This window comes from Streptomyces sp. NBC_00873, assembly GCF_045207415.1.
Lineage (GTDB): Bacteria > Actinomycetota > Actinomycetes > Streptomycetales > Streptomycetaceae > Streptomyces.
Genome location: NZ_CP108803.1, coordinates 4,403,110 through 4,428,277, shown reverse-complemented (window position 1 = coordinate 4,428,277; position 25,168 = coordinate 4,403,110). Strand labels below are relative to the sequence as shown.

General features: G+C 68.9%; 21 protein-coding genes and 2 pseudogenes. 6 read left to right on the top strand and 17 right to left on the bottom strand.

Annotated elements, in window-relative coordinates; translation table 11 throughout:
- Positions 1-17 precede the first annotated feature (17 nt).
- The 4 genes from OH809_RS20265 to OH809_RS20250 all read right to left on the bottom strand — a co-directional run bounded on the left by OH809_RS20265 (position 18) and on the right by OH809_RS20250 (position 2,991).
- Complete coding sequence (locus OH809_RS20265; protein WP_406421090.1) at positions 18-929, bottom strand: aldo/keto reductase; 912 nt, start codon at positions 927-929, stop codon at positions 18-20.
- Entirely contained in the window at positions 926-2,110 is a 1,185-nt protein-coding gene (locus OH809_RS20260; protein ID WP_406421091.1) for a JmjC domain-containing protein, read from the bottom strand. The genes OH809_RS20265 and OH809_RS20260 overlap by 4 nt, the downstream gene beginning before the upstream one ends.
- Positions 2,111-2,123: 13 nt before the next feature.
- On the bottom strand, positions 2,124-2,291 hold the full coding sequence (locus tag OH809_RS20255; protein ID WP_406421092.1) for a hypothetical protein: 168 nt from the start codon (positions 2,289-2,291) through the stop codon (positions 2,124-2,126).
- 307 nt (positions 2,292-2,598) lie between these two features.
- Positions 2,599-2,991 (bottom strand): hypothetical protein, encoded by a 393-nt coding sequence (locus OH809_RS20250; protein ID WP_406421093.1) that lies wholly within the window; start codon positions 2,989-2,991, stop codon positions 2,599-2,601.
- A 125-nt stretch (positions 2,992-3,116) separates the two neighbouring features.
- Between OH809_RS20250 and OH809_RS20245 the strand changes: the two genes are divergently transcribed.
- From OH809_RS20245 to OH809_RS20235, 3 genes and pseudogenes are all read left to right on the top strand, one after another.
- Positions 3,117-4,466, top strand: coding sequence for a hypothetical protein (locus OH809_RS20245; protein ID WP_406421094.1), 1,350 nt, complete (start codon positions 3,117-3,119; stop codon positions 4,464-4,466).
- 785 nt (positions 4,467-5,251) lie between these two features.
- Complete coding sequence (locus tag OH809_RS20240) at positions 5,252-5,674, top strand: secondary thiamine-phosphate synthase enzyme YjbQ (protein WP_266747491.1); 423 nt, start codon at positions 5,252-5,254, stop codon at positions 5,672-5,674.
- 475 nt (positions 5,675-6,149) lie between these two features.
- Positions 6,150-6,413, top strand: a pseudogene (locus tag OH809_RS20235) (transposase); the annotation flags it as partial.
- A gap of 139 nt (positions 6,414-6,552) precedes the next feature.
- Here OH809_RS20235 and OH809_RS20230 read toward each other — a convergent pair.
- Entirely contained in the window at positions 6,553-8,688 is a 2,136-nt protein-coding gene (locus OH809_RS20230) for a SpoIIE family protein phosphatase (RefSeq protein ID WP_406421095.1), read from the bottom strand.
- 592 nt (positions 8,689-9,280) lie between these two features.
- A pseudogene (locus OH809_RS20225) lies at positions 9,281-9,502 on the bottom strand (IS5/IS1182 family transposase); the annotation flags it as partial.
- Here OH809_RS20225 and OH809_RS20220 point away from each other — a divergent pair.
- The gene (locus OH809_RS20220) at positions 9,412-9,678 is read left to right on the top strand and encodes a hypothetical protein (protein WP_406425089.1); all 267 of its coding nucleotides are present in this window, start codon (positions 9,412-9,414) and stop codon (positions 9,676-9,678) included. The pseudogene OH809_RS20225 and the gene OH809_RS20220 sit on opposite strands and share 91 nt — an antisense overlap.
- A 110-nt stretch (positions 9,679-9,788) precedes the next feature.
- On the opposite strand, the gene OH809_RS20215 is transcribed toward OH809_RS20220, so the two are convergent.
- The 8 genes from OH809_RS20215 to OH809_RS20180 all read right to left on the bottom strand — a co-directional run bounded on the left by OH809_RS20215 (position 9,789) and on the right by OH809_RS20180 (position 16,502).
- Positions 9,789-10,100, bottom strand: coding sequence for an SCO5918 family protein (locus OH809_RS20215; RefSeq protein WP_406421096.1), 312 nt, complete (start codon positions 10,098-10,100; stop codon positions 9,789-9,791).
- Positions 10,101-10,154: 54 nt separating this feature from the next.
- Positions 10,155-10,559: a CBS domain-containing protein gene (locus OH809_RS20210; RefSeq protein WP_266359507.1), complete on the bottom strand. Its 405-nt coding sequence runs from the start codon at positions 10,557-10,559 to the stop codon at positions 10,155-10,157.
- A gap of 44 nt (positions 10,560-10,603) precedes the next feature.
- Positions 10,604-12,118: a DEAD/DEAH box helicase gene (locus tag OH809_RS20205; RefSeq protein ID WP_406421097.1), complete on the bottom strand. Its 1,515-nt coding sequence runs from the start codon at positions 12,116-12,118 to the stop codon at positions 10,604-10,606.
- A gap of 320 nt (positions 12,119-12,438) precedes the next feature.
- Positions 12,439-12,642 carry a cold-shock protein gene (locus OH809_RS20200; RefSeq protein ID WP_030304224.1) on the bottom strand — a complete coding sequence of 68 codons (204 nt, stop codon included), beginning with the start codon at positions 12,640-12,642 and terminating at the stop codon, positions 12,439-12,441.
- A gap of 786 nt (positions 12,643-13,428) precedes the next feature.
- Positions 13,429-13,746 (bottom strand): MerR family transcriptional regulator, encoded by a 318-nt coding sequence (locus OH809_RS20195; protein ID WP_406421098.1) that lies wholly within the window; start codon positions 13,744-13,746, stop codon positions 13,429-13,431.
- Between the two features lie 1,650 nt (positions 13,747-15,396).
- Positions 15,397-15,534: a hypothetical protein gene (locus OH809_RS20190; RefSeq protein ID WP_406421099.1), complete on the bottom strand. Its 138-nt coding sequence runs from the start codon at positions 15,532-15,534 to the stop codon at positions 15,397-15,399.
- A 33-nt stretch (positions 15,535-15,567) separates the two neighbouring features.
- Positions 15,568-16,056: a glycine-rich domain-containing protein gene (locus tag OH809_RS20185; RefSeq protein ID WP_406421100.1), complete on the bottom strand. Its 489-nt coding sequence runs from the start codon at positions 16,054-16,056 to the stop codon at positions 15,568-15,570.
- A 77-nt stretch (positions 16,057-16,133) separates the two neighbouring features.
- A complete protein-coding gene (locus OH809_RS20180) occupies positions 16,134-16,502 on the bottom strand; it encodes a recombinase family protein (RefSeq protein WP_406421101.1) in 369 nt (122 codons plus the stop codon).
- Positions 16,503-16,697: 195 nt separating this feature from the next.
- Here OH809_RS20180 and OH809_RS20175 point away from each other — a divergent pair, with 195 nt between their 5' ends.
- Positions 16,698-17,816 (top strand): helix-turn-helix domain-containing protein, encoded by a 1,119-nt coding sequence (locus OH809_RS20175; protein ID WP_406421102.1) that lies wholly within the window; start codon positions 16,698-16,700, stop codon positions 17,814-17,816.
- A 12-nt stretch (positions 17,817-17,828) separates the two neighbouring features.
- Positions 17,829-18,410, top strand: coding sequence for an HD family hydrolase (locus tag OH809_RS20170; protein ID WP_406421103.1), 582 nt, complete (start codon positions 17,829-17,831; stop codon positions 18,408-18,410).
- 311 nt (positions 18,411-18,721) lie between these two features.
- Here the strand turns inward: OH809_RS20170 and OH809_RS20165 are convergent, their stop codons facing one another.
- The 3 genes from OH809_RS20165 to cobN form a co-directional block, all read right to left on the bottom strand.
- The gene (locus tag OH809_RS20165; RefSeq protein ID WP_406421104.1) at positions 18,722-19,030 is read right to left on the bottom strand and encodes a hypothetical protein; all 309 of its coding nucleotides are present in this window, start codon (positions 19,028-19,030) and stop codon (positions 18,722-18,724) included.
- Between the two features lie 500 nt (positions 19,031-19,530).
- Complete coding sequence (locus tag OH809_RS20160; RefSeq protein ID WP_406421105.1) at positions 19,531-21,162, bottom strand: adenosine deaminase; 1,632 nt, start codon at positions 21,160-21,162, stop codon at positions 19,531-19,533.
- Positions 21,163-21,526: 364 nt separating this feature from the next.
- On the bottom strand, positions 21,527-25,126 hold the full coding sequence (cobN, locus tag OH809_RS20155; protein ID WP_406425091.1) for a cobaltochelatase subunit CobN: 3,600 nt from the start codon (positions 25,124-25,126) through the stop codon (positions 21,527-21,529).
- Positions 25,127-25,168 lie beyond the last annotated feature (42 nt).

Genomic DNA, 25,168 nt, shown 5'->3' with positions numbered 1-25,168 from the left:
GTTCTGCTGTGGCGTGGTCAGGCGCGGAAGGCATCGACGATCTTTCTCAGTTCGGTGCTGTCGAAGAGGCGTGGGAGGGGCGGGGCGACGGCCTGCTCGGCTGCCGTCCAATGGCTCGTGGTGCTGGCCGACAGCAGGATCCGTGTCACACCGGGTGTGGAGGCGACTGTCCCGAGCAGTAGTTGTATGGGCGTGGTTCCCGGATGCACTTCCTGCGCGACGGTGGGAGTGACCATCTCTAGCAGCTCTCCGCCGTGGAGTGGCGCCGAGGCGAAGACTTCCAGGCCGGCGGCGTGGGCGTCGAAGAGAACGCCCCGGCCGTCCAGTGCGTCGGCGATGGGCCCCAGCTGCACGAGGCTCAAAGGGAGCTGGATCGCTGCGAACTTGTTGGTCGTGCCTCCGGCCTTGTGGGCCAGTTCCATGAGGCGGCCGACCGTCAGCGAACCGTCGTGCAGCGCCGACCACGTGGCCACCCCGTACGTCTTGATCAGTCCTTGCCGGCAGCACTCCTCCAGCGTCCGGAACGCTTCGAGAAAGCGGGCGTCGAGCTCGTGTGGCTCTGGTCCGCCGTGTTCGGGGTTGTGGACGAACGTGATGTCGGGGATCCGACCGAGGGCGACCCTGCTCTGTGCTGCCTGCCACCTCACATACGACGGTTCGAGGCAGTATCCCTTCCCGCTCCGCGCAGGGGTGAGTACGCCCTCCTTCGTCGCCCGCTCCTGGCGGGCAGCGTCCAGGAAGCCCACCTTCGTCGACACACGTACGGACGGGAAGGCGCCCAGCACGGGGGCCAGCTGCTCCTCGGCTGTGCCGCGCTGGTAGTTCGGGGCCGTATCGATCCAGGAGACGCCTTGGTCGATCGCGGCCTGGGCTGCGGCCGCAACGTCGGCCGTGCGATAGGTGCCCAGGCCGAGTTCGGCGCCCCTCACTGTGTGCCCCTGACCGAGGCGACCTGGCCGTTCACGAGTTCGCTGATCACGGCAGCCGCCTGCTCCAGAGTGAGTTCGGTGTCGCTGACGAGGTCGGCGAGCCGGTGTTCCGATCGGTCGGCGAGGCGCTTCAGTAAGGGCAGTGCGGGTGCTGCGAAGGTCCAGGACTCGCCGCCTGCCGTCAGAACGGCGTTGCCGTCGTCCGTCGTACTGAGCGTGTGGCGTGCGGTGAGCATCCGCGCCCTGACGCCGGGGTCCGCCGGCACTGCGTCCACGAAGGGCAGGCTGGGCCGGAACCGTACGAGCTCGTCCGCGTCCCGGTGCTGGAAGTAGCGATCGATCAGGCTTCCGTTAGCCATTTCGTTGACGAGCAGGTCGCGCAGCTGGTCAACGACATGCTGCTTCTGATCGGAGGACCCGAAATGAGGGAGGTCCGCCCTGACTGTCTGTTCTGCTCGCAGGGTGTCCAGAACCCAGGACACGAGGTCGACGCCGGTCGTGGAGCTAAGCCCGCACGTCAGGTGGAGCGACCGCTGTCCCTCGGACGCATAGACGGCGTGCCACCAGCCACGGGGCAGGTAGAGGATGTCCCCCGGTGTGAGGACGAACTCTGCGACGGGCTCGTCGGGCGGCGGGGCGGTCTCGGTCACGTCGCGGTACATGGGGGCGACGCGGGTCGGCCCGTAGATCTTCCAGCGTTTCCGGCCGTCCACCTGGACGACGACCACGTCGTGGTCGTCCCAGTGCACCCCGAAGCCCTCGCGCGGCTTCCAGGAGGCGTACAGGTTCACCTGGACCTTTGAGCGGAGCCTGGCCTCAAGAGCATGGGCAAGGCCGTGTACGCCTGGGTGCAGTTCATCGAATGCGTCGATCACCATGGTGGCGCCCTGGGCGAGCTTTTCGTGCAGGGAGGCGGGGTGGATTCGGTGCCACACGGTTCGGCGCCTGGCTACTTCACGCACGGTGTAGGCGTCGAGAGGAACGACCACGCCGTCGGCGGAGAGACGGAGCCGCGGTGGGTCCAGGCGGTGCCGGGCGATGATCTCGTTGAGGTCGTCCCAGTCGAGGAGTCCGGCAATGCACTGGGCATCGCCAGGGATGACGCGGAAGGTGCGGCCGAACGCCTCGGCGAGGAAGTCCTCGCCGAGGCGTGCGACGACCGCATGGGGCTGAGCGGTCATGTATCCAGTCCCGTCAGGAATCGTTGCTGTCGGAACGGCCGCCGGTGTTGTCCGACGGAATGAACGCACGCTCCCGCGCCGCCTTCACCTGCGCACGGGCGACGAGCAGGCTGTCACCTGTGTCGGGCGCCGTCAGAGCTGCGGCCGCCGAGTCCGCCTGCGTTTCGTGCTGGATCTCCATCGCTGACTCCTCTTCTTCTCTTGCACTTGCCGGTCGGGCACGGAGCGGTCCTCCGCACTCGTCGTACGCCCGCCCGACTGCCGACCCTCACGAGAACAGCCGGGCAGGGTTCTTCCCGCCTCTGCGGCGTCAGGCCGTTGGGGAAGCCATGAGTCGTCGCTCGGAGGCGGAGTCTGTGGGGCTAGTGGTCGCCGAAATACCAGATCAGAAGGCCGAGGGGGGCGGTGACAAGCAAGGGGAGGAGAGCGCCCGCCCACTCACGCCAGTCGTGCAGCCGCCGCTTGTCGGTCACCGGCGTCTCCGGTGGCTACCCATCGTTGGTGCCCTCCGGATGGCGCTCGCGGTAGAGACTGACGAAACGTCTCGTCAGTCGGCCGAGTTCACGCGTGTACTCGAAGGCAACGAACTGCGGAGTCTCAGCCGTCGGCCGGGCGTTCAGCTCCGTCAGGCGGTAAGCGTCCCTGTACATCTGCCGAACGACCGGGTCCTCGTCGAAGCCCAGCTCTTCCGTCACGAACAGGTTCAGCGCTCCACGCAACTGGGTGGCTGTCAGGTCGATTTCCTGCCGATCAGGCATGGACAGCGTGATGGCCAAAGCCTTCGTCACGACATCGCTGATGGCTTCGACGTCGATCGGCAGTGCCTCCGGATCGGCAGCGTCGACGCTCGAGGATCGGTCCTTGTCTGTCACGGCGGTCATCACGCGCTCCTCTCGTGTCCGCTTTTGGTTGCGGCGTGTGAAGAGCTAACTGCGAGATGTGCCCATCCGGGTACCGTAGGAGGGAGGCGTGACCGTGAAAGCCGTGAAACCTACGGGAGTTGGCAATGGCCAAAGCACCCCAGGACGACCGCAATACGGGACTCGAAACCCTGCTTGAGCAGGCGCAATGGTCGCGTACCCAGCTCGCCAATGCGGTGAACCGCACCGGTGTCCAGGTCGGTATGACCCTGAAGTACGACCACTCCGCCGTTTCGCACTGGCTGAGCGGGACGCAGCCAAGGGAGCAGGTCAGGCCGATCATCATCGAGGTACTCGAACGCAAGATCGGCCGCCCCGTGACCTATGCGGAAGCGGGTCTGCAGCCTCCGAAGGGCGGAGAGGACTCCGGCAGCGGAGACACTGTCGAGTCCCTCTTGGATCTAGGCAGGGCTGATATGGACCCCTCACGACGCGGCGTCCTCGCCGCCGGCTTGTACTCGGCTGCTCTCGTTGTGCCCCTGTTCGCGGGCGAGGCGCACGCAGAGGAAAGCGAACGCGCCACGAAACCCACAGGCCGTATCGGGCCGGGCGAAGTCGCGACCGTACGGACCATGACCGATCGCATCGCAGACATCCTCGACGAGCTGGGCGGCGGCCACGCGCGTCCAATGGCCGCGGCATTCCTCGTCAACACCGTCGCGCCGTACCTGCGAGCCCAAGCAACCGAGCCGGTCAGAAACGACATGCTCTCCGCCGCCTCCGACCTGACCTACCTGACCGGGTGGATGGCGATGTACGAACGAGAGCACGGCCTCGGACAGCAGTACTACGTAAAGGCGTTGAACCTCGCCAAGGCTGCTGCTGACCACGTCACCTACTGCCGCACTCTGCGCGGCATGAGCCTTCAGGCATCAAATCTGCGCCACGGACAGACGGCCTTGAAGCTCGCGGACTCAGCTGCCGAAGCTGCACCCAAGGCCGGCCCGCGGCTGGTGGCGTTCCTGCGAGGACAGCAGGCACACTCGGCAGCCATGGTCGGCGACCGCAAGCAGGCATTCACTTGCCTGCGCGAAGCCGAAGTAGCACTCTCGAAAGCCGACTCACGGCGAGATGCTGTCGGCGGATACGACCAGGCTGCCTACCAGTTCCACGTCGCCCATGTCCTCTACGAGATGAAAGACCTGGCGGGCTCGATCGCAGCCCTGAAGTCCTCGGTCTGGGCACAACCCAAGCAGGAACGGCAGGGGCGGCTTCACGCCAACGGCGTGATGGCCCAACGCCAGTACGAACTGGGACACATCGAGGAGGCATGCAGCACCTGGAATACGTTCCTCGACGACTACGTGGGCTTGTCAACCGCTCGCGGCGACGAGCACTTCGAGATGATGCGGAAGCGGCTCGCTCCCTATCGGAAGGTCCGGGCCGTAAGAGAACTCGGCGAACGTGCTCGCCAGGTCGCGACGCTGAAGGGGTAGTGACCCTGGAGAGGGCGATGAGGCGGGCGCCGCACCGTCCTCCCCGTCTGGGTGGCGTGTGGGTCAGGCAAGCAGGGGCTGGCCGGCGGGGCGGTCAGGCTTCCAGTTACGGACCCATCTCGTTTCCGCCGACGCCCTGCTCTTTCAGTACTTGATTAACCGCGATAGCGGCTTCGTGTGCGTCTGCTGATTCACCGGCGTTGAGTGCCGCGAGGTAGTGCTCGCCGTGCTTTTCAGAGCGGCCCCGAGGACAACGCGCCGCACGTGGTAAGCCAAGCGGCCCAGTCGGCCAGGGGGCCGCTCTCCCGCGGCCTCGTCGGGGGCGAACGGTTGTCCGCCGAGAGGCGAGACGCTGACCAGACGATCCCAACCGACAGGCTGGATCTCCGCAGGGGACGGAATCTGCCCAGATCGGAATCCACGGGCAGTGCCCGGTGCCACGCCTCGGGAGCCGACACCCGCCCCCACTCACGCCCCACCCGACGCAGCAGCCGCAGCTGCTCCTTGTCGAGCCCCAGCAGGACGGCCGACGTGCTCAGCGCGCCACACCGACCCCCCACCATCACTCTGCGCATGCGCCACATAGCAGAGTGTCTCCTATGGGTGCCTGTCCAAGCTGCAGCTTCGCGGCAACCTGCATCCCCCTCACCGAAGGAGCGTCGAAGCCTCGACGGCTGCCTCGCCGCTCACCGCGTTCGCGGCCCGTCGCCGTTACTCGTGGAGTTCCGGAGGAACAACCCATCCGGCCGTTAGCGCTCAGGCTCCGCGACGGGTACCGGTGAACCATGACTGGCACCTTCACCACCCGCACGATCAACATCACAACCGGCTCCACCGAGACCCTGCACGACCTCACGAACGCATGCTCCGCGTTCCTCCGAGAGGTGGCTCACGGGCGAAACGGACTGCTGAACATCTTCACCCCTCACGCGACGTCCGGCCTGGCCATCATCGAGACCGGCGCGGGCAGCGACGATGACCTGTTGGCGGCCCTCCGTGACGTTCTTCCCGCGGACGACCGCTGGCAACACCGCCACGGCAGTCCTGGTCACAGCAGCGCGCACATGCTCCCGGCTCTGGTCCCACCACACGCCACGTTGCCCGTAGTCGACGGTGAGCTGGAGCTGGGGACCTCGCAGTCCGTCGTACTCGTGAACACCGACCGGGACAACCCAGAACGCCAAGTCCGGCTGTCTTTCCTCAGCTGACCACACGACCCTGCACCTGGTCTTGGCCCCCTTGACGAGGCAATTCTTCAGCCGTCCACCCCAAGGTCTCCTGCGCCCAGATCGAACGTCTCGAAGAGCATGACCTTGGCCTCGCTCAGCGGGAGCCGCAGGGCCAGTTCCTCGGCCAAGCAGCTCAGCGACGGGAAGGCCCCTGGGTGAAGCGCGTGGTCATACCTCGCAGCTCTCCACGGTCCATTCGGACAGTAACTCCGAGCGCTCCAACAACTCCCCGACGACCGAGCCAGCCGTCCTCTGGCCAGGACCGCACTCAGACGGGCGAAGTCTGAAGCGATGCCCCGGGGCGGGTGCGGCATGGCACGCGACTGACGGGGCGCTGAGCCCTTTCCGACTAGGAGCTCGCGCAGATAGGCGGCGTGGGCGGCCCCGGCAACAAGGTGGGCACAGGTCCCGGTGATCATGGAGTTGCGACGCTCTGTGACCACTGGGGAGATCTGTGCCCGTCCTTCCATCATGGCTGACCGACCCGCTCTGGGATCAATTCGTGGCACTGCTGCCCAAGCGCCCTGCGGTCGATCCGGCCCACCCGCTGGGTTGCCACCGCACCCGTATCAGCGACCGGATCGTGTTCGACAAGCTGCTCCAGCTCCTGCGGTTCGGCTGCTCCTGCCAGGCGGTCTCCGACACGACCTGCTCGGCGACCACGATCCGCAACCGCCGCAACGAGTGGATCCGGCTCGGCGTCTTCGCCCGGCTCAAACAGATCGCGCACGTCTGGCAGAACGCCTTCCACCGGCTCCGATCGGCGGTGGGCTCGGAAAGGGAGGCATGCTTCACCGGGCCCGGCGGCGTCGGCGTGGCGGAGACGGGAGCCCCGCCGAGCCGGGGGGCCTTTGGTGTCAGCGGCCGTGTTGTTGAGGCCGGATGAGGAGCAGGGCGATGTCGTCGTTGCGGGGGGCGGACCGTTGGGCGTGGTGGATGAGGGTGTCGGCGAGGGCGTCCAGGGTCTGGCCCTGGGCCTGTGCGAGCTGGGCGGCGAGGTCGGCGGTGGCGTCCTCGATGTCGATGCCGGGGGTTTCGACGAGTCCATCGGTGTACAGGGCAAGCACGGCCCCGGGCGGTAGGGGGATGTCGGTCTCCGGGTAGTCGGCCGCGGGGTCAATGCCGAGCAGGAGCCCGGGCGTCAGCGGAAGGATCTCAGTGTGTAGGTCGGGGTGGCGCAGGAGTGGGGGCGGGTGGCCGGCGGTGGCCAGGCAGGCGCGGTGGCGTGCCAGGTCGAGCTGGACGTAGAGGCAACTGGTGAACAGGCCGGGGTCAAGGTCGGTGAGCAGGCGGTTGGTGCGGGCGAGGACTTGGCCGGGCGATGCGCCGGCGGTGGCGTGGACGGCGGTGCGGACCTGCCCCATGAGGGCGGCGGCGTTCACGTTGTGGCCTTGGACGTCGCCGATTGCTGCGGCGGCGAGGTCAGTGTCGAGATGAATGAGGTCGTAGAAGTCGCCGCCGACGTCGATGCCGTGAGCGGTGGGGAGGTAGCGGGTGGCCACGTCCAGGCCGGGGACGCGGGGCAGTGCTTGGGGCAGCAGGCTGGCTTGCAAGCTGTGGGCGAGAGCCTGATTGGCGTCGTAGAGGCGGGCGCGGTCCAGGGCCTGGGCGATCAGCCCGGCGGTCGAGGTGAGGACAGCTCGTTCCTCGGGCGTGAAGGGATGCGGCCGGTCGTACGCGAGGACCAGCGAGCCGACGGGGCGGCCGGAGGTGATCAGGGGCAGGAAGGCCCAGGCGGCCTTGCCGTCCTGCAGGACGGCGGGGGGATAAGCGCGTTTGAGGTCCGCGAAGGTGGCGTAGAAGCTGGGGACGCCGCTGGTCAGGACACGCACGGCAGGAGTGTCCGAGGCCAGGGGGGTGCCGTCGAAGCGGTCCATGAGTTCGGCGGGGTAGCCGCGGTAACCGATGATCCGCAGCCGGCCCTCCTCGGCGATCATCAGGGCGAGGGCTTGGGCCTCGAAGGCGGTCGGGACCAGGTCATCGATCCGGGCGATCACGTCCATGACCCCGACGGCCTCGGTCAGCGTGGCGGCGAGGTGCATCAGGAGGTGGTGGGCGGTCGACCGACCCGGTGCGGCCGATGGTGCGGGGTGCAGAACCTCTGACGTCTCCGAGGCAGGGGACGGGGAGGCCGGGGCGATGCGGACGCTGATGCCGCAGACGTTCGGGTACAGGTGGAAGGCCAGCCACCGGTCCGGTGGGCGCAGGACGGTGAAGGAGGTGGCCTCCTGGCTGAGCACCGCGGCCCGGTAGCGGTCTTCGACGACTGGGTCGTCCAGCCACGGCAGGACCTGCCGGGGCAGGACGCCCAGCAGGTCGACGGCGCTGGCGCCGAGGAGGTCGGCGGCGGTGGTTGTGATGAAGGTGATCCGGCCGTCAAGGTCCAAGGTGCAGCATCCTCCGGGCAGGCGCTCGGCGAAGTCCGCCGCTGCCGCCTCCTGGGTCGGCCCGCGAGCGCGGGCACGCAGGGGGGCCAGGACCTGCGGCTCGGACCCGGGCAGCATCGGGTGGCCGCTGTCGGCGGCCTGCCGCAGGAGAAGGCCCAGGCGGCGGCAGGAGGTACGGACCGCGTTGCGTTCGTGTCGGGTCAGCGGCGATGGATGCGAGCTGGGCCACCGCACCACCAGGGCGCCCCAGACGGTGGTGCCGGTGGTGATCGGGGCAGCGGCCGCCGAGAAGGGGTAGGGCAGCGCGAGCGCCATCTGCGGGTAGTGCCGCGCCATCTCTTCCTGGCCGCCTATCCACACCAGACGCCGCTCGCGCACAGCGTCGGTCGCCGGGGTGCGGGCCGCCAGCGGCACCTGCGTCCAGTGCGCGGCGATCTGCTGGGGAACCCCCCTCAGCACCGCCAGCCGCAGCACCCGCTCGCCCGGCGGCAGCAGGTATACCAGGCCCCCGGAAGCGTCTGTCTCCCGCATGAACTGGTCCAAAGTGGCGCAGAGTAGATGCGTGCCCGAGCCTGTGCCAGTGCCGAAGCCGGCAAGGTCCCTCATGCTCTCACCCTCACGAGCGGCACCAGGCAGGGATCCCTCCAGGCGCCTGAAACGGCATCTGGCCGCCTCCGCGCTGATGCCCAGGCCAGCACCGATCTGCGCCCAGCTCGCCCCGGTTCGTCGGTCCGCCAACACCGCACAGCGCACCAGCTGCCCGGCCAACCCGGGCACCTCCGCCACCGCGGCAACATGGCAGCCCTCCGCTCCTCGCCCCGGGCGCGAGTCGCTCGCCTGCTGGGTTGCGGCCTGCACCTGCGTCAGGAGATCCGCTTCCGCGAACACCAGCGCCTGCCGCGCCTCCGCCGCCGCCTGCCAGCGACGCCTGGCTCGCCAGGCCGCCTGCCGATGCGCCTGACGGCAATACCGCCGACCCGGGCCTGCCGACTCCGGCAGTGGAACTCCGCACCAGCCACACCGATCGTCATCCACATACCGATCGTCGCCCATATAGGGGCAATATGCTCTACGTGCTGCACACGTCCACCGGGGCGGTGGCGGCCGTACCTATACGTCGGCAGGCATACGTACCGATCATGTCGGCATCAAGATGCCCAAACTGCTGCACTCGGACGCTGCGTAGATCGGCACTCGCTCATGGGCGGCGGTGCGGGCGGTTGTCCCAGCGGTGGGTCGTCCACGCCCTGCGGAGCAGGCTACGGACGGTGATGATCGTATCGGCGAGGTCGAAGAACGCGTCGATGACCGCGACACGGCGTTCGTAGCATCGGGCGAGCCGGTAGAAGGCGTTCTGCCAGGCGTGGGTGTGCTCGACGTGCCACCGCTGACTCGCCTGGATCGGCGCCTTCTCGATTCTCCGTGGCCTTCACCGCTACGGCGCGTGAGGAGGAGCCGCCTACGCATCTGTATTTCCATGTGGCGCGGATTCTGCAGGGCACGGTGGGGATCCCGGAGACGGGCGGGATGTACCGCGTGGCGATCGATGACGTCAGCGCTTGGACCATGGGCGACCTCAGCTATTCCGACCACTGAATCCACTGCTGCGCGCTGAGGAAGCTCCCGGCGCGCGGTGAGGGTCCGACCGGCGCCTGCCGGTCGAACCCTCGCTGTTGTTTTGGTGGCGGTTTGCGCCTGCCCGTCGGTCAGACGGCGGCAGGGGCGCCGAGCATCGCGGAAGCCTGTTGGAACGGGCTGAGGGCCCGCCTAGGCGCGGTGGTGTGGGGAAGGCCGGGGCAGGTGAAGCCGAGTTGGGTCATGGCCCGGAGGATTTCGCCGGCGCTGAAATCGCGGCGGTCCTGGCGTGTGATGACCTGCCCGACCTGCTTGACGGGGTAGGTGCGGCGGCCGATGATCACGGACTCGCCGATGACCTGTTCGGGCTTGATGCCCTTCATGGATTCCAGGACGCCGCTCTTGGTGAGGTCGAACGGGAAGCGGGCGATGACACAGCGCATGATGCCTCACAGGGAGAAGAATGAAGGGGAATGGTTTCGCCGCGGTGAGGCGGTTCAGTGGGCAAGGGCGAGGACGCCCGGAGCGCTGCCCTGCTCGTCGACGACCGGCAGGGCACCGGGCCGGCGGCCGCGCATCGCGTGCTGGGCTTCGGCGATCGTGGTAGCGGGTGAGGTGAACGGCCCGCGGTTGTCGAGAATGTCGCGTAGCTGGACCCGGTCCGTGTACGCGGGGCTGTCACGGACCGCGGCGAGCTGGGCCTGGGTGACCAGTTGGGTGCACAGGCCGTCGTTGTCGCAGACGAGCAGGTGCTCGGTGCGGGCACTGGTCATGACGGCCAGGGCGACTTCGATGGTCATGTCGTCGCAGACCTGCGGTCCGGCCGTGTCCATGGTGTCGGCCACTGTCCTGTGCGCGGGGGTGGCGCTCGCCGGGCGGGGTTGCATCTGAACCAGTGCCAAGATGTGCCTCCTGCAGAGATGGGCCAGTTTCCTGATCAAGGGTTCTAGGCCGCCGCGTCGAAGGAGGACTGCCGCACGATCGTGCGCCGGGCAGTCGAAGCGGGGCTGCGTCGACCGCGGGAGGCCGCGCTGCGGCTGCGCTGACGTCGCTCGGCCACCGGCGTGGTGATCGTCACGGGAATGCCGGAGGGGGTCTGGGCGCCGGTGATCCGGCTGAGTGCCTCCTCGCCCGAGCGGACCTGAGTGGTCTGCGGCACGATGCCGGCGGCTGCCATGAGGCGGCTCATGTCGCGGCGCTGGTTGGGGGTGACCAGAGTGACGACGCTGCCGGACTCGCCGGCCCGCGCGGTACGGCCGCCGCGGTGGAGGTAGTCCTTGTGGTCGGTCGGCGGGTCGACGTTGACAACGAGGTCGAGATTGTCGACGTGAATACCGCGCGCCGCGACGTTCGTCGCGACGAGCACAGTGACATGCCCGGTCTTGAACTGGGCCAGGGTCCGGGTGCGCTGCGGCTGCGACTTCCCGCCGTGCAGGGCGACGGCCCGCACCCCGCTGCTCAGCAGATTCTGCGTCAGCCGGTCGACAGCGTGCTTGGTGTCCAGGAACATGATCACCCGGCCCTCGCGCGCCGCGATCTCCGTCGTCATCCGGTGCTTGTCGGCGCCGTGGACATGCAGTACGTGGTGCTCCATCGTGGTGACCGCCCCTGCGGACGGGTCGACGGAGTGGACGACCGGGTCGGTGAGGTAGCGGCGGACCAGGAGGTCGACGTTGCGGTCGAGTGTGGCGGAGAACAGCATCCGCTGGCCCTCGGGGCGGACCTGGTCCAGGAGCGCGGTGACCTGTGGCATGAAGCCCATGTCGGCCATCTGGTCGGCCTCGTCCAGGACGGTGATCGCGACCTGGTTCAGCCGGCAGTCACCCCGGTCGATGAGGTCCTTGAGGCGGCCCGGCGTCGCGACGACGACTTCGGCACCACGGCGCAGCGCGCTGACCTGCCTGCCGATCGGCATTCCGCCGACGACAGTGGCCAGGCGCAGCCTCACCGAGCGTGCGTGGGGGGTAAGAGCGTCGGTCACCTGCTGTGCCAGTTCACGCGTCGGCACGAGGATCAGGGCCAGCGGCTGGCCGGGCTCGGCGCGCTGCCCGGCGGTGCGGGCCAGCAGGGCCAGGCCGAAGGCGAGGGTCTTGCCGGAGCCGGTGCGCCCGCGACCGAGGACGTCGCGGCCCGCGAGGGTATTGGGCAGGGTCGCGCCCTGGATCGGGAACGGGACGCTCATGCCTTGCGCGGTGAGCGAGGCCAGCAACTGCTCGGGCATGTCGAGGTCGGCGAACGCCTCGACGGCAGGCAGCGCGGGAGTGATCGTCTTGGGCAGGGCGAACTCGCCCGAGGCCGCCGCGGGCCGCCGGCCGCGGCCGCCTGGGCGGCTCGGCCCTCCGGAACGGCTCGGGGCGGGCGTGCCGAAGCGGTTGCCCCGGTGCGAACCGGCGCCGGAGCCGAAGGCGGGACCGCCGGTACGGCTGCGGGAGGAGCGGTTGTTCGTACGTGAGGGGTTCATTCAGAACCTTCCTTGATACGGCACGTATCAAGGAATTCTCGCAGCAGAAGAACAGCGCGGGGAATCACAAGAACGAGCCGAACGAAATGCGAAAGCAGATCTGGCCCGCGGTGAATCCGGTGCAAGTGCAGGCGATGAAATGGGTGACGTCATGCGGACGTGAGATCCCGGACGTCTACGGGTGCATCTTCAAAGAGGTCCGCATTCCTGGAGAGGGATCTGCGGGCGTTGTTGCCCCACAGGGAAGCCCCGGGGAATTCCCGTAGCTGGGGCCCGCACCCCGAGGGATGCGGGCCCCAGCTACGAAGTGCGCGTCAGCGTCAGGCAGGAACGATGTTCTCAGCCGTCGGGCCCTTCTGGCCCTGCGCGATGTCGAAGGTGACCTTCTGACCTTCGAGCAGCTCACGGAAGCCCTGAGCGGCGATGTTCGAGAAGTGGGCGAACACGTCAGCGCCGCCACCGTCCTGCTCGATGAAGCCGAAACCCTTGGCCGCGTTGAACCACTTCACAGTGCCAGACGCCATGTCATATCTCCTTGGGGGGCAGTACGCCGGAACCCGCAATCCACGGATACCGGGTCGCCGCGATGATGCCCCGCCCGGAGATGACCGGAAATACAAAACGCTCCCCGCGGCTAAAAATGCCGACGAAAGGCGTTGAGGTTTTTGGGAACCACGACTGCAACTGAGATCGACAGTAGCATGCGGTAGCGGCCTGCGTACGGTCAATAATTCCGCTCTGCCCGTTGCAGTAAATACACTGTCCGCGCGGCACATTAAACTCTCGTCTCGCGGTCATAGATATTGATCCACCCGGAACACAGCGCTCCAGGAAGAGCGGTCGTCGTTTACGGCGGCCCATCAGCCCGTATACGGGTCCCGACGCAGATCAGCGCAGCGCTGCTGCGCGGCGCTCTCACGAGTGCCCCAGATCCCACCACCATGGACTGAGACTGAAGGCGGCCGACGCCCACCGTTCGTGCGAACCAGTCGGACAGCAGGACCTGCCCGGGGCAGCAGTACGCTCCGCGCGCGGGCTGATCGCCGTACGGTGGGCGAACACGTCCGAGCCGCCACTGTCCGGGCGGTGAAGCCGCAGCCGTTCTGCGCGTCAAACCACTTCACAGTTCCCGCGGCCCTTGCCTCACACCTTCCTGCCGATGAAGCGTCCTACGACATGCGGCAGACGGAGGCGGTCACCCTGGCTCCTCCGCCGCAGCAGAACGCCCACGACGAAGATGTGGGCGAAGGGAACATCCTGGTCAAGGCAGTTGACCCAGAAGCCACGCGTCAGCCCGCGGTCGTCGGGTTCTATGATTCGGCGGCGTGGCGGTATTCGGCGTTGATGCGCTGGGCTTCTTCGAGCTGGTCCTCGAGGATGATGATGCGGCAGGCGGCCTCGATGGGGGTGCCCTGGTCGACGAGTTCGCGGGCGCGTGCGGCGATGCGCAGCTGGTAGCGGGAGTAGCGCCGGTGGCCGCCCTCGGAACGCAGCGGGGTGATCAGGCGGGCTTCTCCGATGGCGCGGAGGAAACCTTGTGTGGTACCGAGCATCTCGGCGGCCCGGCCCATCGTGTAGGCAGGGTAGTCGTCGTCGTTGAGACGGCCGAACGAGTCGTCTGCTGTCATTTGCACCTCTCTGTGGAACGCGTGGAGGGGCTCGGGTGCCGTACGGCACCCGAGCCCCGAAGGAACTGCTACACCATCTGCCGACCCTGATACTGCGCCGGCCTTCTATTTCCGCTGACCCGACCTGGAAGTTGTCGGGGGTGCGGGGATCGCGGTTGCTTGACCGGAGACCACCTCGCTATCGATGTCCTGCGGTACCCGGGCTCAAAACTTCCACCCGGGCGATCCTGATGGCGCCTGGCTCCTCCGTTCTTCCCTCTGGGATCATCACTTACCTACTGCTGGTACTGCTCTCCTGCGTACTGCTCTGTGGCCTGTGCCAGCGCCACTTTTCGACAGCCAGCCCCGTCGCCCGTCCTGCATCTGCTCTGGCTTAGAACCCCACTGCCGAACCTCCCGGTGCGCGCGTCCGCAGCCGACGCCTTCACCGAGGTGCTGCTCACTGACTTCACTGCTGCGTACTGCACTTGCGGGTACTGCTCACGGCGGCCCCTGATCACTGCGGGCCACCCGGTTCGGACGCCAGTCCCGTCGCCGTCCTGCAACAACCCTGGCTTCGGAACTCCACCACCGCACCGTCCTGCGAACTGCAACTGCGGTTACTGCTGCCCGGCAGTTCGTCTCTGCCGGGCCCTGCTGTCTCTCTGGGCTACGAGAGAAACCATAACCACACCACCACCCAATGTCTACTCTGGCCGACATAGATTTCCGTTACCCGGGCGGAGAGATAGTCGGCCTCGGTCACGGAACGGGTGTGCGGCGGCCCCGCTCCAGCCAGGCTCGCCCGCTCCGACCAGCGCCGTTACGCGCAGCCTCGACGCCGCGAACACCGCAGTCGCCACGTCTGGCCATGCGGATGATCGCTCAGGACACGCGCGGGCTCGTGCGGTTGACACACCGCAGGCCGGGCACAAGCGCCGCCAGATAGGACCTGCGTGACGATCCAGAGACCAGGGTGGCCTGATGAACACAATGAGCGTCAACGTGGCAACTGCCCTCTCCACGGCATGCATTGCCAGCGCGCGCCGGAGCGCCCGGGATTTCCTCGCAGGTCACGATCTTCGCCGAACCTCATTTGGGACAAAGGGGCCGCTGGTTCAAACTCGAACCCGCCACGGCTGACTGCTGTCTGCTCTTGACCGGCAAGGCTCCGGCCGCGCCGCGGTCTCAGTTCTGGTCCCATCCACCGGTGTCCGGGATCGTTGAGGAACCCACCTGCCGACCTCTCCGCTCCAGGCCGGCACGCCCACCACCCACCTCGGATCCCTGATGAACATTTGGAAGGTGTGTTGGCTCGGTCGTCTTCAACGGGGCCTGGATGCGTGAGCGATGCGTGAGCGGACGTGCTGACATGGCGCACACAACCTTGGACCGGCCAGCATGCGACATGCCTCTGACTAGGCATTTGTGGACCAGCGTGGAAGCTGGCGGAAGTCCCGGCAGGACCCTGCCGGGACTTTTAATCCGTTGGTTGTGGGTTCGAGTCCCACACGGCCTACCACTCGGCCCCAGGTCAGAGCGCATCTGATCTGGGGCCGGTTGCGTTTCGGGGGCCTTGAAGATCGCTAGCTGGCCCCCTGCTGGCCCGAGGGGCAAACGATCAAGACATGACGAAGCCCCGACCGCGAGTGCGGCCGGGGCTCCTGTCGTTCAGTCCTGCGGGGTATCTGGGACGGGCGGGGCGATGAACGCCCGCACGGGCCGCGGTTCCGGGTCACGCGAGTCCGGTGTCTGCGCTTGCTCCCACGTTGCCACCAGGTCCGCGTACCAGGGATCGATCCACTCCATGCGCGTCCTCCCTTCCATCCCGCAGACTAGCGGTCAGCCCTTCGGCTTGGGCGTGATGATGATGGTGCAGTCCGGGGCGTGCTGACACTGCGCCGCCACGGAGACGAGGAGCTCGTCCGACGGCGGCCCCCACAACTCCGGATCGGCCTCGTACCCCAGGTGCCCGATCATCTTGCGGGTGCGGTCGAGGATCTCGGGGTCGTAGTTCGTCGGGTCGAAGCCGGGGAAGTGGTGCACGAATCCGCCCAGCGACTTGCACAGCTCGGCATACGTGGCCGTGTGCAGGATCAGCGCGTGCCATCCCTCGTCGACGATCCGGGACGGCGCGAGGCCGGCGGCCTCGTATCGCGAGCAGGCTGCGACGAACTTCAGAGCCTCTTCGAGGATGCGGCCCGCCAGCTCCTCGTTCATCTCAGGGTTCGCGGCGAGGACGGTCTGACGGCAGCCGGTGAACTGTCGGTCGGTGATCAGGGCCCGGGCAATGACGGGGATGGGGCTCGGGTCGGGTCCGGGTACGCTCACGTCGGTCTCCTCCTGTTGGTTGGGGATCAACCGCCACGGCCGGGTTTCCTGGCCGGATGCGTCGGCCGTGGCGGGGCTCAGTGGGGTGTACAGAGGCGACCGCGCTGCTTGTGCTCGGCTGTGTCGCTCTCACCATCGGAGGTCTCGCAGTGGCTGCCCGCCTGCGCGATGCGGCGCCGCATGACGGAGTTTCGTGAGGCGTCTCGCGTCAGGCGGGCGAAGTCGTCGACGAGGCAGACCGTCGGGCCGGCGGAGGCTTCCAAGTCTCTGCACATGGCGTCGAACTGGGGTCGGTGATCGTCGCTGAGCGCATGGTCGCCGAGGTCGAGCCAGATGCCCGCAACCTCCCAGCCGCGAGACTCTGCGTAGCCGCGGCACCGGTCGAGCCGGATGTCGAGTATGGCGGTCAAGAACGTGGCGTGACGGTCGTAGATGAAGGCGCGCACTGTCGGCACGGGGGCGCTATCTGCGACTCGGTCACTTGCGGCGGTCGGCCCTACGGGATCCACGATGACGCCCCTTCTACTACTCTGAGTTGCCCGGTCATCACTGCGACTACGACAGTAGGGAGCCGCGGCTGCCCCCTGAACTGACTGCAGGTACGGGTGACGGGCCGCGGCAGACGGGCTACGGGGGACCCCATGGACAGGAACTCGCGCACCACCCTGACCGCTGGTCAGGGAACTCCTCAGCGAGGCCGCAGCGGCATAGTGTCCGGGTACGTCTTCCGTGTGATCCGTGAGCAGCTCGGCCACACTCAGGACACCCTCGCGGAACGGTTCCGGGTATCGCCCGACACCATCGCCGGATGGGAATCAGGACGCCGACCACTGACAGCCATGCCTGTCGGGCAGATGCTCATGCACCGCCACCAGCTCCTGCAGATGGGCAGCGCACCCGCTCTTCTCTTAGCCCTGGAGCGGGCCATAGAAGCCGACGTGCTGCTGGCCAACGCTCTCGACGAGGACGCTGCCGCCGACGACAGCCCGATCGGCGCGTGGGTCATGCAGCGCAACCTTGTCGAGGTGCTCTCTTGGCCGCTCAACGGCGTGACTCCGACCCCGCTGCGGGCGTTACCCGACCCGCCGCGGCCGCGACGCGGCCCCGTCCCGCATGGGCCGGAGCTCCCCGCCGCCGACCGCAGACGCTTCTTCTCCCGCATGCGCCGCACCGCCGAGCAGTCCCGCGGAGCTGAGCAATTCCTGCTGCGCCGCCAGGCCTTCTACCTCGCCGGGTACGACGACGCGGCTGACACCTCCGAGTGGTTGGCCCTGCAGCAACGGACCGAGCGCCCGGACGACTGGCTGACCGGCTGGCTCAACGCCCGATCGGTCGCGGCCGTCGCCGCAAGGCAGGGTGATCGGGAACGGATGGGCCACTTCATCAAGACGACGCTCGCCGACGATGACGCGGGCGAGGCGGCCAACCTCAACTACTGGGCGTACTGGATCGGCGAGGCCCCCCACATCCAGCTGTCCGACGACTTCATCGCCACCCCGAACCCGGGCTCGTGGCCGGGCGACAAACTGATGCGCCACCTGGTACGAGGTCTGACCCCGGATCATGGCTTCTTCGACCTGAACGTCCACACCCTGTGGACCCTGCTCGCCGCTCGCCCGAACCTGCTGCGCCCCGCGACCTCGATCGGAAACGACCTCCGCGCATCCCTTCCCGTGATGTTGGATAGCCGGGAGTTGTCGGCGCGGGCACGCCGGGAACTGGAGGGCATCCGGTACGCAATCCGCCTTGCTGAGGCGTGAGAGGAGACGGTCGTGGCTGACGACCTGTCCGCAGTAGGCCGCTTCCTGTACGAGGCGGGCACGCTCAAGCACACAAAGCGAACGGGCTGGTGGATGGCCGGGGTCCGCGATCCGGAGAGCGTCGCCGAACACTCCTGGCGGACATCGCTGATCGCCACGATCATCGCGAAGCTGGAAGGCGCCGATCCTGCGCAAGCGGCATACCTCGCGGTTTGGCACGACACACAGGAGACCCGCACGGGGGACGTGAACTACGTCGGGAAGAAGTACGCGCCTGCTGGCGATCCGCAGGCGGTTACGGCCGACCAGACGGAAGGCATGCCGGAGGTTCTGGCCTCGGCGGTCCGTGACCTGATCGCGGAGTACGAGGCCAAGGAGTCACCGGAGGCCATCTGTGCCCGCGACGCGGACAAGTTGGAGTGCCTGCTCCAGGGCATCGAGTACAAGGCGCAGGGCTACGAGAACGCTCAGCGATGGATCGAGAACAGCCGAGGGCGCCTTGTCACCGAGACCGCGAATCGGCTGGCTGATGAGCTTCTGGCGCAGGGGAGCATCGACTGGCTGCGCACCGCCCTGGGCGAAAACAAGGAATGACCCCCGGACACGACGAAGCGCCCCCGTCCCGGCCGTAGCCGGAACAGGGGGCGTGGTGGTTCATGAGCGGCGTCGCTCCGGTGGGAGACCAGCCACAGAGGGGCTGCTCGGCGTGGGATCAGGGCTGGACGGCGTGGTGCGGCCACACCAGGGCATCCGGGGCATCCGGTAGCGGCTGAAGACTGTACCCAGCCGGGCACGTCTGACCGTCGGCGCCGTCGCGGCCGTCCGCACCGTCCTTCCCCGCGGGGCCGACAGGACCAGCAGGCCCGGTATCCCCCTTCGGTCCGGCCGGTCCCGGGACGGTCGAGTCAGCTCCGGCCTGCCCTGTCGTACCCGACGGGCCTGCTACGGGAGACGCTGCCGGTCCTGCAGGGCCGCGGTCGCCCTTCGGCCCCCCGTGGGCCGGGGATCGGTACGGGCACCTCGGCACGAGCGGGCAGATCGGAGACCGCGTCGCCCGGATCCGGGGCGGCTGGCGTCTCGCCCTTGGCCTTGATCTGCGCGCGCAGGGTCCTCACGTCCGTGGCCGGCGTGGTGACGGCGTCTCCGCGGCGGTCTGCCTCGGCCGTCAGATCAGACGCGCGGGCCTCGGCCTGCCCGATCCGAAGGAAGGCCATGGTGAGCCCCTCCGCCAAGGGCGAGCAGCGCAACCGCGATCCACAGCAGGTGGCGGCGCCGGTAGAAGAGGCGCTGAGCGCGCGTCACGGCGTCCCTCCCAGCTGGGTGACGAGCAGGCGGAGACGCGCGCTTTCCGCTCGCTCCGCCGCCAGATCAGCGCGCAGCGTGGCCAGCTCGGAGCCGGCTGCTGTGCAGGATCGCGCCGCCTTGCGCGGGGCACTGCTGAGGGCGCCCTGGGATCTCGACGCGGAGGCCGCGGAGTGGATCGTTGACTCGGGAATCGGATACTTGACGCTGACTGTCTGAGGACGATCGTCAGAGCCTGCGCAATGCGGGAGCGGACGCCCTTGGACGGGGTGCTCGCGGACCCCCTGAGGCTGTCCGAGCCGGACGGGGCGCTCCCTCGTTGACGGGTACCCGCTACATGCGCGGGCGCTCTCCGGCACATCCGTGTGCCAGAGGGCGCCCGTGGCGTCCGGAGCGGGGTGAGTCCTGCCCGTCAGCCTGCCGCGGTGGTGGCGATCCGCCGTTCGAAGGCCGAGAACGCGGCTTCCTGGCGCCACTGGACCCGGGCCTTGGTGCTGGCGTCCAGGAGGCGTCGGCACTGCTGCCGGGGGTTGTGCGTACCGGGGATGTCGTGGCGGCAGGGGCCGGCGAGGCGGTAGCCGTCCCGGGTCGGGTTGCCCTGCCAGAGGCCGGCGCCCGGCAGGAAGGCGTACTCCAGGGAGGCCCGCGCGAGGTCCTTCAGGTCGCGGTAGCCGAGGTCGTACGTCGTGGCGGCGTACTGGTACTCGTGGCTGATGTCGATCCGGGAGACACCGGGGTCGTCGGTGGCCAGCACGACGGGCACGCCGTAGGAGCGGTAGGTGGTGAAGGGGTGGTCGGCGCCCTTGACCCCGAGGATCTGCGCGTTGCTGCTGAACGGGACCTCGACCGCGATCTGCCGGGCGGCCATGGTGCGGGCGAGCTGCCGCCAGTTGTCCTCGTGGACCAGGTCGACACCGTGGCCGATGCGCTCGGCGTGGGCGACGTTCACGGCCTCACCGATATGGAAGGTCAGGTCCTCGGGCTTGACCAGGCCCGGCCACAACTCGCCCGCGTGCAGGGTGATGTGCGCCTTGGGATACACGCCGTGCAGGTAGTCGAGCATCCGCATCTGGAGGCTGTAGTTCTGCAGGGAGCTGTCCCAGTCCTCCGGCTGCACCAGATTCACGGCGACGAACCGCTTGTCCCGTTCGGCGAGGCGCAGTCCCAGGTCCATCTGTGTGAAGACCCGCTCGGGCGAACTGCCTCGCGACACCTGGGAGATCCACCGCACCGGCAGCCGGCAGCCGGCCTCCGCGCGGGGCGTGCCGCACTGTGCTGCCGTGCGGAACTCCGCGTCGGACTCGTCCGTCTCCCGGCTCGCCTCGGCGACCAGCTTGTCGAGTTTGCCGTCGGCCAGCAGCTTGCCGTGCAGCTTTGCCAGGTCCGGGTCCCAGCCGACCTCGTCGGCCAGTTTCTTGGCGCCGTCCGACGCCGGGGTCACCATGGTTTCCAGATAGAACTGGTTCTGCCTTGCGACGGTGGTGGCCACTTCTGCGAGCATCTTGCCCCGGTGGCGCCAGGTGACTTCGCCGAACTTGCCGAACGTGTCGAAGAAGTGGTCGTGCCCGGACTGCCCCGGCGGGAAGTCCTGCATCGACCACGCCTGCAGCACCGAGCGGCGGAAGGGGCCATCGGACAGGGCGTCCGACGCCGGCCGCCGGCCCGGACCGCACGGCGGCACCACCGCGGTCAGCGTCGTCTCGTCGACGCACAGACCGTCTTCCGCGGCGAGCGAGATCAGGTACTCGGTCGAGACGGCGCCGGACAGGTGGTTGTGCAGGTCCCCTCCCTTCGGCAGTGCCGTGAAGAAGGCCTTCAGCGCGGCCGGATCGTGCCGGATCGCGGCGAGCCGCGCGGAGGCCAGGGACTCCCCGCGGGTGGGCGGGGGCAGGGGTGCGGTAGCGGGGAACCGAGTGGCGGCCACCGGCTGCGCGGCGGCGGCCAGCGAGCCCGGCAGCAGGGACAGGACGGCGAGGGCGCCGAGACCGATCGGGGCCAGGAGGCCACGCCGGCGGCGCACGGAGCGGCGGTTCACGGAGATCACCTGCGCATGATCCCGAGTTCCGCCGACGCTGAACGCGCGACGGGCGGTCACCTGGCCGGGACCACCCGGCCGAGTGATCACGTCGGACGTCCTGCTGTCCCTTCCCGGAGGTCCACGCGCGTCCGGCGCACGCCACAGTCCGTCGGCTGCCTGCTCCTCGGCCGGTGCGGGTCCGGTATTGCCTGTGCCCTCGCGGACGGTCGGCCGACCGTCCGTCGGGGGGATTGCCGGCCGGGCGGCTCACACATGACCGGCGGCGGTGCGGTCGGACCGGGCGCCGGGGAAGTCGACGAGAGGGCGGCGCCGGGTGGGTGTGGCGCCCCGTGCGGAACGGGGCGCCACACCCACGTACGCCTGTCGGCCCTCAGTCCTCGCCCTCCAGGTCCCCCTCCGTCTCCAGGAACGCCTGGCGCAGCGCCTCCAGTACCGCAGGGTCAGGCTTGGCCCACATGCCGCGGGACTCGGCCTCCAGGAGGCGTTCCGCGATGCCGTGCAGGGCCCAGGGGTTGGCCTGCTGCAGGAATTCGCGGTTGGTCGGGTCCAGGACGTACGTCTCGGTGAGCTTGTCGTACATCCAGTCGGCGACCACGCCCGTCGTCGCGTCGTAGCCGAAGAGGTAGTCGACCGTCGCGGCGAGTTCGAAGGCGCCCTTGTAGCCGTGGCGGCGCATCGCCTCGATCCACTTGGGGTTGACCACGCGGGCGCGGAAGACGCGGGACGTCTCCTCGACGAGGGTGCGGGTGCGGACCGTCTCCGGGCGGGTGGAGTCGCCGATGTACGCCTCCGGGGCCGTGCCGCGCAGGGCGCGGACCGTGGCCACCATGCCGCCGTGGTACTGGAAGTAGTCGTCCGAGTCCGCGATGTCGTGCTCGCGGGTGTCCGTGTTCTTGGCGGCCACGGCGATGCGCTTGTACGCCGTCTCCATCTCGTCGCGGGCCGGGCGTCCGTCGAGTTCGCGGCCGTAGGCGTAACCGCCCCAGACGGTGTAGACCTCGGCGAGGTCGGCGTCGGTGCGCCAGTCGCGGCTGTCGATGAGCTGGAGGAGGCCCGCTCCGTAGGTACCGGGGCGGGAGCCGAAGATGCGGGTGGTGGCCCGGCGTTCGTCGCCGTGTTCGGCGAGGTCGGCCTGGGCGTGCGCCCGGATGTGGTTCTGCTCGGCCGGTTCGTCGAGGGACGCGGCGAGGCGTACCGCGTCGTCGAGCAGGCCGATGGTGTGCGGGAACGCGTCCCGGAAGAAGCCGGAGATGCGCAGCGTCACATCGATGCGCGGGCGGCCCAGCTCGGCGAGGTCGATCGGTTCCAGGCCGGTGACGCGGCGCGAGGCGTCGTCCCAGACCGGGCGGATGCCGAGCAGTGCGAGTGCCTCGGCGACGTCGTCGCCGGAGGTGCGCATCGCGCTGGTGCCCCACAGGGAGAGGCCGACCGAGGTGGGCCACTCGCCGTTGTCGGTGCGGTAGCGCTCCAGGAGTGAGTCGGCCAGGGCCTGGCCGGTCTCCCAGGCGAGGCGGGACGGGACCGCCTTCGGGTCGACCGAATAGAAGTTGCGGCCGGTCGGCAGGACGTTGACCAGGCCGCGCAGCGGGGAGCCGGAGGGGCCCGCCGGGACGAAGCCGCCGTTCAGGGCGTGGACGGTGTGGTCGAGTTCGGCGGTGGTGGCGGACAGCCGGGGGACCACCTCGCGGGCGGCGAAGTCGAGGATGTCCGCGACCGGTCGGGGATGCGATGCCGTTACGGTCGCGACCGCCGCCGGGTCCCAGTCCGCGTCCTCCATCGCCTGGACCAGGGCGCGTGCCTGCTCCTCGGCCTCGTCGGCGGTGGTGCGGGTGGCGGCGGACTCGTCCAGCCCGAGTGCCTCGCGCAGGCCGGGCAGCGACGCCGTACCGCCCCAGATCTGGCGGGCGCGCAGGATCGCCAGAACCAGGTTGACCCGGTCCGCACCGGCCGGGGCACCGCCCAGCACGTGCAGGCCGTCGCGGATCTGGGCGTCCTTGATCTCGCAGAGCCAGCCGTCCAGATGCATGATGAACTCGTCGAAGCCCTCGTCGTCCGGGCGGTCGTCGAGCCCCAGGTCGTGGTCGAGCTTGGCGGCCTGGATCAGGGTCCAGATCTGGGCGCGGACCGCGGGCAGTTTCGCCGGGTCCATCGCGGCGATCTGGGCGTGTTCGTCGAGGAGTTGCTCCAGGCGCGCGATGTCGCCGTAGCTGTCCGCGCGGGCCATCGGCGGCACGAGGTGGTCGATCAGGGTGGCGTGGACGCGGCGCTTGGCCTGCGTGCCCTCGCCCGGGTCGTTCACCAGGAACGGGTAGACGAGCGGGAGATCGCCCAGTGCGGCGTCCGGGCCGCAGGCGGCGGACAGGCCCGCGTTCTTGCCGGGCAGCCACTCCAGGTTGCCGTGCTTGCCGAGGTGGATCATCGCGTCGGCCCCGAAACCGCCGTCGTCCTGCGCCGCCGCGATCCAGCGGTACGCGGCCAAGTAGTGGTGCGAGGGCGGCAGATCGGGGTCGTGGTAGATCGCGATCGGGTTCTCGCCGAAGCCGCGCGGCGGCTGGATGAGGATCAGCAGGTTCCCGCGGCGCAGGGCGGCGAGCACGATGTCGCCCTCAGGGTTGCGGGAGCGGTCCACGAACATCTCGCCGGGCGGCGGACCCCAGTGCTGTTCGACGGCGTCGCGGAGTTCGTCCGGGAGCGTGGCGTACCAGCGCCGGTAGTCGGCGGCCGGGATACGGACCGGGTTGCGGGCCAGCTGCTCCTCGGTCAGCCACTCCTGGTCGTGACCGCCGGCCTCGATCAGGGCGTAGATCAGCTCGTCGCCGTCGCCGGAGACCAGGCCGGGGAGTTCGTCCTCGGGCCCGAAGTCGTAGCCCTCGGCGCGCAGTCGCCGCAGCAGGGCGACGGCGCTGGCGGGGGTGTCGAGCCCGACGGCGTTGCCGATACGGGAGTGCTTGGTCGGGTAGGCGGAGAGGACGAGTGCCAGGCGCTTGTCCCCGGCCGGGATGTGGCGAAGCCGTGCGTGGCGTACGGCGATTCCGGCGACGCGTGCGGCGCGTTCGGTGTCGGCGACGTACGCGGGCAGCCCGTCCTCGTCGATCTCCTTGAAGGAGAACGGGACGGTGATCAGCCGGCCGTCGAACTCGGGGACCGCGATCTGGCTGGCCGCGTCGAGCGGGGAGACGCCCTCGTCGTTGTCCTCCCAGTCGCTGCGCGAGCTGGTCAGGCAGAGAGCCTGCAGGATCGGCACGTCGAGTCCGGTGAGCGCACCCGCGTCCCAGGACTCGTCGTCGCCGCCCGCCGATGCCTCGGCAGGCCGGGTGCCGCCCGCGGCGAGGACGGTGGTGACGATGGCGTCGGCGGCGCGCAGTTCGTCGATGAGTGCGGGTTCCGGGGTACGCAGCGAGGCGACGTACAGGGGGAGGGCGCGGGCGCCCGCGTCCTCGACCGCCCGGCAGAGCGTGTCGACGAACGCGGTGTTCCCGCTCATGTGGTGGGCGCGGTAGTAGAGCACCGCGATGGTCGGTCCTTCGGCGGTGCGCGCAGTGCGCTCCAGGGGCCCCCAGGACGGTGCGGGTGCCGGGGACTCGAAGCCGTGGCCGGTCAGCAGCACGGTGTCGGAGAGGAACCGGGCCAGCTGGTCCAGGTTGGTCGGGCCGCCGTGCGCCAGGTAGGCGTGGGCCTCGGCGGCGATCCCGATCGGGACGGTGGAGGCGGCCATCAGCTGGGCGTCGGGGGCCTGTTCGCCGGTGAGGACGACGACCGGCCTGCCGGTGGCGAGGACCTGGTCGAGCCCTGCCTGCCAGGCGCGGACACCGCCGAGGAGACGTACGACGACGAGGTCGGTGCCGTCGAGCAGAGCGGGGAGGTCGTCGAGCGGCAGGCGCGAGGGGTTGGCGTAGCGGTAGGTCACCGGACCGTCCGCGGCGCGGGCGCTGAGCAGGTCGGTGTCGGACGTCGACAGGAGCAGGATCATGCGGCGTCGGGCCTTCCTCGGGGTGTCCACGCCCCGGGCGGT